7 protein-coding genes are annotated in these 6,745 nt (G+C 48.5%); 2 read left to right on the top strand and 5 right to left on the bottom strand.

Annotation, left to right across the window (positions count from 1 at the left end):
• The coding region (locus tag VFW36_RS00480; RefSeq protein ID WP_329656865.1) for a nucleotide exchange factor GrpE at positions 1–236 on the bottom strand (236 nt) is incomplete at its 3' end.
• Between the two features lie 173 nt (positions 237–409).
• On the opposite strand from VFW36_RS00480, the gene VFW36_RS00475 reads away from it, so the two are divergent.
• A complete protein-coding gene (locus VFW36_RS00475; RefSeq protein ID WP_329656864.1) occupies positions 410–1,795 on the top strand; it encodes a DASS family sodium-coupled anion symporter in 1,386 nt (461 codons plus the stop codon).
• Complete coding sequence (locus VFW36_RS00470) at positions 1,792–3,057, top strand: hypothetical protein (protein WP_329656863.1); 1,266 nt, start codon at positions 1,792–1,794, stop codon at positions 3,055–3,057. Before VFW36_RS00475 ends, VFW36_RS00470 begins: the two co-directional genes overlap by 4 nt.
• Here VFW36_RS00470 and VFW36_RS00465 read toward each other — a convergent pair.
• The 4 genes from VFW36_RS00465 to VFW36_RS00450 form a co-directional block, all read right to left on the bottom strand.
• The gene (locus VFW36_RS00465; protein ID WP_329656862.1) at positions 3,035–3,610 is read right to left on the bottom strand and encodes a ComF family protein; all 576 of its coding nucleotides are present in this window, start codon (positions 3,608–3,610) and stop codon (positions 3,035–3,037) included. The two genes, VFW36_RS00470 and VFW36_RS00465, sit on opposite strands and share 23 nt — an antisense overlap.
• Before the next feature lies 1 nt (position 3,611).
• Entirely contained in the window at positions 3,612–5,402 is a 1,791-nt protein-coding gene (gene lepA / locus VFW36_RS00460; protein WP_329656861.1) for a translation elongation factor 4, read from the bottom strand.
• Positions 5,402–6,331, bottom strand: a complete 930-nt coding sequence (locus VFW36_RS00455; RefSeq protein WP_329656860.1) for a ribose-phosphate pyrophosphokinase — start codon at positions 6,329–6,331, stop codon at positions 5,402–5,404. The genes lepA and VFW36_RS00455 overlap by 1 nt, the downstream gene beginning before the upstream one ends.
• A gap of 132 nt (positions 6,332–6,463) precedes the next feature.
• On the bottom strand, positions 6,464–6,745 hold a 282-nt coding region (locus VFW36_RS00450), incomplete at its 5' end, for a bifunctional ornithine acetyltransferase/N-acetylglutamate synthase (protein WP_329656859.1).

Below are 6,745 nucleotides of genomic sequence, written 5' to 3'. Positions count from 1 at the left end.
ATCAAATCTTTGGCGAATTTTTCGTTCGCATACTCAAGCGCTTGATATTTCTCACGCTCAAGACGTTTTTTGATATTGTCGAAATCGGCATGTACGCGAGCGTACTTGTCTTTGAACGACGCTAATTCAGCCGTAATAGTTTCTAATTCGCTCATACTCTCAGCAACAACCTCTTCACCCTCATTTTGGGTGAGCTGTTCTTCGCCGATCGTTTCTTCGTTAACTTCAGTTGACATGATTTCTAAAGACTCCTTTGTTGAAATCTGGTGTTATTATAATGCATTGAGTCACATGTTGTCAAGAGGTATGTGAATATTTTTATGCAAAACAGTTGAGTCTATTAATATCAAGTATAAAACTCCTTATGGTTCATGCTATAATATCTATTAAAAATGGAGATAGTATGGGGATGACACTACGTATCGCGGCACTCACATCATTTGCGCTACTTCTGTGGTTCATCACACCCCCTCTCTCCATCAGCCTCTCGACATGGCATCTCTTTACTATTTTTATCACTACTATCGCCGCTATTTTGTTCAACATTCTCCCTATCATCGCCGCCGCGATCATCGCACTTGCCCTTAGTGTCCTCAGCGGAGTGATTGAACCCGCAAAGGCGTATGCAGGATTTTCAGAGAGCTTTATCCTCCTGATCGTTGCCGCATTTTTAGTCTCCCATGCCGTCCATAAATCGGGTTTAGGGAAACGGCTATCACTTCATATCATCCGCCGATTCGGTCACTCCACGCTTGGGTTGGGGTACAGCGTTATCGCAACCGATATTCTCATCGCCCCCGCGTTTCCGAGCAATACCGCCCGAAGCGGTGTCCTCTACCCCATCATCTACGGACTCGCGCATGATTGCGGCTCCAAAGTGGGAGACAATACCCACCGCAAGGCGGGGAGCTATCTCATGATGACCTCGATGGCGGGGCTCACCATCTCCTCGGGGCTCTGGCTCACCGCGATGGCAGTTAACCCTATCGGCGTAGGGATTGCGGAAAAGATGGGGATCCATATCACCTTTGGAAGCTGGCTTTTGTATGCGATTGTTCCGACGCTGATCGCATTTGCCCTTATCCCATGGATGCTCTATCGTATTTATCCGCCTGAGCTGAAACAAACACCCGATGCACCTCAAAAAGCCTCAAAAGCATTGGAACATATGGGGGGTATCAGCCGCAATGAGTGGATCACCGCAGGGGTATTTATCTCCATGCTCACCCTTTGGGCGCTATCAGGGTTATTTCCGATCGACAAGGCCGCCGTCGCGTTCGGTGGTTTGGGGATTTTGATGGCAACTAGAGTATTCGGCATAGATGATTTCCGCTCACAGGGGGAAGCGCTGAGTACCCTCATTTGGTTTGCCATCCTCTTCGGTCTCTCGACACAGCTGGCGGAACAGGGATTTATGAACACTATTGCCGAATACTTCACCCAGTATTTAGTAGGGTTATCGTGGTTTTGGGTCTATACCGTGTTAATCGCGATCTATGTCCTCATCCACTACCTCTTCGTCTCTCAGAGCGCCCATTTGCTTGCCCTGTTCGGTATCTTTTTGGCAATCGGGGTTCAAGCGGGGGTACCGGGAGAGCTGATGGCAATGATGTTGTTATTTGCCACCAATTTCAACGCGACCATCACGCCGCAAGGCTCATCGTGTAACGCGATCTATCTGAGCAGCGGATATATTTCGGCTCGCGAAATCTATATCTACGGCGGTGCGGTGACACTCCTCACCTTTCTCATTTTTATGATTATCGGTACCCCATGGATACTCGCCCTAACATGAAACACGTCCGTAATTTTCACCGCACACGCTTTGGCAAAATCATTCTATCTCTGTTGGGTGTGCTGATCGCCCTATATCTCCTCCTTTTCACCTCGTTGGGGAACCGTATCATGACTCCCCTCATCGAAAAGTCTCTCAGCTATACGTTGGCTACCCCCATCAATGTTCAAGAGTTTGCCCTCACTCGTAACCGTTTCCATCTGTTGTTCCAAGACAACCTCGGAAACACTCTCTCAACACAGGGTGGATTCTCGCTCCTGACTCTGCGGATGTATGCCCATTACCGAATCGAGGGATTTCAACGCGGCGGATTCAATCCGATCTCCAAACCCTTTAAAACCGAAGGATCGCTTAGCGGTGGAATTGCCTCTTTCAATATCCACGGAAACGGGACGATTTTGGATGGAAATATCATCTACAAAATAGAGCTTCACCGATTTTCTCTCGCAACAATGGATGTGGAACTCACTAAAATCGCCTATGCGCAACTCATGGAACTACTCCAGTACCCTTCCAATACCGATACAACGATTAGCGGAAAGATTGCCCTCAACGGATTTGATCGACGTGATGTCGGAGGGAAAATCTACCTGAGCACCCATACAAAACGCTTTTTACCTACCCCTATCACGGAAGATTCCAACGAGAGTGTCACCCTCAAATCCCTCTTAGCCGATCCCAACGGTCGGGTAAAACCTTTCCACATCGATGTAGAGCTAAACGTATCGTTAGAGCATGCGGGAATTTTGGAACAATTTGTCGGTATGCCGTTGGGAGGCAAGCTTCATGCCAATGGGAATATCAAAGGGGATGAGAAGCATCTTCGACTCAATGCTAGTTCGGATGTCGCCCGAAGCGATGCGACACTCCTTATTGAAATCCCGAAGTTGGAACCCTCGGTGATTATTTTTGATCTCAAACACGCTGATGCCGAACAAGCCTTTGCACTGTTCGCCCTCCCCGCACCGCTCAGCGGAGAGCTCTCTGCCTATACCGAACTAAATTCAACCGATGGGAAAATGCAGATCGTTCTCACCAAAGCCACAACCCGCCCCGATGTACTCCGAGACTATTATCATATTACCCAGCCTCTGATCCGTTTTGACGCAACACTCAATGCCGATCTGAACAAAAAAGGGGTTCATTACCGTGCCGCTTTTAAATCCGATCTTGCACGGCTGGAGATGGACAACACGACAACTCACGATCAGATGCTCAGGGATCTCCTAAAAACGATCCCTAGCGGTTCTGTGCGTCAGTGAGGGTGAGACAGAGGATCACTTTCTTGCCGTTTGCATGAAGCACCTCTGTCGCTTCACTGAGCGTCGTCCCCGTCGTAACAATATCATCGACTAAAATAACCTCATGTTCCGCAAACGGCGTATACGCAAATTGCCGTGGATTCATCAGCCGCTCTTCGACACTTTTTCCCGCATATTTATAATGTTGCGTCGCACGAAGCTTTCCATAGTGCGGGAGGATATTGTGAGATTTAAGCGCACGGTTCAATACCGCCGTATGGGAGTAGCCGCTCGTGGCATGATCGTCGATACCGATGGAAGCGACCGTATTTTTATACTCCCATTGCGTAGCAAAAGCTCCCAATGATCGCTTCGCTAAAATCGAATAAATGTAATATCCGACATCGGTGTGCTTGGTCAGTAACAACGGTTCAATCTCATGGTAAGGAAAAAAGGAGTAGACGGGAACGGAACCCATAACGGTACGTTTATGCAGAACAGGAGTGAGGAGTGATTCTTGACACGCGGAGCAGATATGTGAGAGGCTGAAGCGCTCGCACATCATGCAGCGCATGTCAATCCATTTTGAGGACGGACATGAACGCTTCTTGAGGAAGCTGGACTTTCCCGATCGCTTTCATCCGCTTTTTCCCCTCTTTTTGTTTGTCGAGGAGTTTACGTTTACGGGAAATATCCCCGCCGTAACATTTGGCGGTGACGTTTTTCCCCATCGATTTGACCGTTTCACGGGCGATTACACGGTTTCCGATAGAGGCTTGGATCGCCACTTCAAACAACTGTCGCGGAACAATCTCTTTCATGTTGGTCACGAGTGCCCGTCCGCGTGATTCCGCACTGCTTCGAGGGACGATAACGCTGAGAGCATCGACAACATCCCCCGCAACGCGGACATCGAGTTTCACCAAATCTCCCTGACGGAACTCGATCGGTTCATAGTCGAAACTCGCATACCCTTTGGAGATCGATTTGAGTTTATCGTAAAAATCGACGACGATTTCATTCATCGGCATGACGTAGATGAGCATCACCCGAGTCTCGTTGAGATACTCCATCTTCTCCTGCATTCCCCGTTTAGTCGTCAAAAGGGTAATAACATTTCCCAAATAATCGGTCGGAACGATCACCGTCGCACGGACGTAGGGCTCTTCGATCCGCTCGATATTCTGCGGTTCAGGCAATTCGCTCGGATTTTGTACCTCTACCATTGTCCCATCGGTCTTATAGACTTTATAGACAACCGATGGGGCGGTAGCGATGAGATCGAGATTAAACTCACGTTCCAACCGCTCTTTAACAACCTCCATATGGAGCATCCCCAAAAACCCGACACGGAAACCGAATCCGAGGGCGATAGAGGTTTCCGGCTCGTAGCTGAGGCTGCTGTCATTGAGTTTGAGTTTATCGAGAGCATCCCGCACCGATTCAAACTCATCGGTATCGATCGGATAGAGCCCCGCAAATACGAACGGTTTTGCCGGAGCATATTCTCCCACAGGTTCTTTGGCAGGGTTGCGCGCATCGGTAATCGTATCGCCGACACGGATTGAGCCTACCTCTTTGACACCTAAGATGACAATACCGATCTCGCCGCTTTTGATTGCCGCCGTTTTTTGACGACGAAGCGGGTGAGGATAGAGTAGATCCAAGACTTGATGATTTTCATCATTATGCATCAGCTTGACCATCTGCCCCGTTTTGATCTCGCCGTCGAATACCCGCACAAGCGCCATTGCCCCTTGGTACGAGTCGAACCACGAATCGTAAATGATCGCTTTGGTCGTTGCCGATGGGTCACCCACAGGAGCGGGGATACGGTCGACGATCGCATCGATGAGAGTACGGATACCGACACCTGTTTTTGCCGAGATCATCACTGCATCGGTCGCATCGATCCCGATCGTCGTTTCGATCTCTTCGGCAACCCGTTCCGGTTCTGCGGCAGGAAGATCGATTTTATTGATGACGGGGATGAGGGTGAGGTCGTTTTCCATCGCCATATAAACGTTGGCAATGGTTTGCGCTTCAACCCCTTGCGCCGCATCGACAATGAGCAATGCACCGTCACTTGACGCAAGTGATTTGGAGACCTCATAACTGAAATCGACGTGGCCCGGAGTGTCGATCAGGTTGAGGATATAGTGTTGGCCGTCTTTGACGTAGTCGAGACGGACGCTTTGCGCTTTGATCGTAATCCCGCGCTCTTGTTCGATGTCCATCGTGTCCATCATCTGTTTCGTGAGTTCACGATCACTCACCGCACCGCACTCTTGGATGATACGGTCGGCTAACGTACTTTTGCCGTGGTCGATATGGGCGATAATTGAGAAATTGCGAATATTATTCATTAGCTGAACAGAGAGTTGACACTTTCATTATGATAAACGCGGCGAATCACTTCCGCAAACAACGGAGCGACGCTGAGAACTTTGATTTTATCGCTTTGACCGGCTAATACGAGCGTGTTGGAAATAACCAGTTCATCGAGCTCGCCGTTATTGAGATTTTCATACGCTTTACCGCTGAGTACGCCGTGCGTTGCACACGCCATAACCGATGTTGCGCCGCGTTTTTTGAGAGCTGACGCCGCTTTAACCATCGTTCCGGCAGTATCGACCATATCATCAATCATGATAATATCTTTACCGGCAACATCACCGATGATGTTCATGACTTCGGATTCATTTGCTTTTTCGCGGCGTTTATCAACGATAACCATCTCCAAACCAAGCTTTTCGGCAAAATAACGGGCACGCGCTACCCCACCGATGTCCGGAGACGCGATAACAGGATTTGCTAGATTTTTAGAGCGGATATACTCTTCAAAAATGATTGCACCGTAGAGATTGTCAACCGGAATATCGAAGAAACCTTGAATTTGTCCTGCGTGTAAATCGATCGTTACGACACGATCAATCCCTGCGGTTTCGAACATATCGGCAACAAGTTTCGCGGTAATCGGAACGCGGGGAGCTGCTTTACGGTCTTGTCGTGCATATCCGAAATACGGAACAACCGCCGTGATAGAGTTTGCCGAAGAGCGGCGAAGCGCATCGGTCATAATAAGAAGTTCCATCAAATTGTCATTGGACGGGGCGCCGGTGCTTTGAATGATAAATACATCACGTCCGCGAACGCTTTCAGAGATTTGAACGTTAATCTCTCCGTCACTGAAACGTTTGATAGATGCTTTGGAGAGGGGAACATCGAGGGTTCTGCACACTTCCGCCGCAAACTCGGTACACGCTGAACCGCTGAAAATTTTATAACCGCGCATTAGTCTTCCTGTTGAGCATAAATTATCGCGATTATAGCAAGAGGAGACTTAGTGAGAGATAATACAACATTGTCATCCTGAACTTGATTCAGGATCTTAGATTCCGTATCAAGTACGGAATGACGAAAGGTTTTAGGTTCTGTAGTCCGCATTAATTTTGACGTACTCATGTCCCAAATCACATCCGTAGGCGGTAAACTCACCGTCTTGTAACCCGATGTCACAGTGAATCGTAAATGCTGATTTTTGCATAACAGCCGCAGCGAGCGGTTCGAGTTTCTCATCAAAGAGCAACTCCCCTTTTTTATAGACACAAATATCGTCAAACCAGATACTCAAAAATGCTTCATCACACATGATTCCGCTTGCACCGACGGTCGAAGCGATACGTCCCCAGTTCGGATCTTGCCCGAA

It is taken from the genome of Sulfuricurvum sp. (assembly GCF_036279695.1).
Lineage (GTDB): Bacteria > Campylobacterota > Campylobacteria > Campylobacterales > Sulfurimonadaceae > Sulfuricurvum.
The sequence above is the reverse complement of the archived record's forward strand: the minus strand, read 5'-3'. Positions and strand labels throughout refer to the sequence as shown.

Excerpts from the sequence above, each read along its gene's own strand:
- VFW36_RS00475 (WP_329656864.1), top strand. The coding sequence starts at position 410 with ATGACACTACGTATCGCGGCACTCACATCATTTGCGCTACTTCTGTGG.
- VFW36_RS00470 (WP_329656863.1), top strand. The coding sequence starts at position 1,792 with ATGAAACACGTCCGTAATTTTCACCGCACACGCTTTGGCAAAATCATT.
- VFW36_RS00465 (WP_329656862.1), bottom strand. The coding sequence starts at position 3,610 with ATGCGCTGCATGATGTGCGAGCGCTTCAGCCTCTCACATATCTGCTCC.
- lepA (WP_329656861.1), bottom strand. The coding sequence starts at position 5,402 with ATGAATAATATTCGCAATTTCTCAATTATCGCCCATATCGACCACGGC.
- VFW36_RS00455 (WP_329656860.1), bottom strand. The coding sequence starts at position 6,331 with ATGCGCGGTTATAAAATTTTCAGCGGTTCAGCGTGTACCGAGTTTGCG.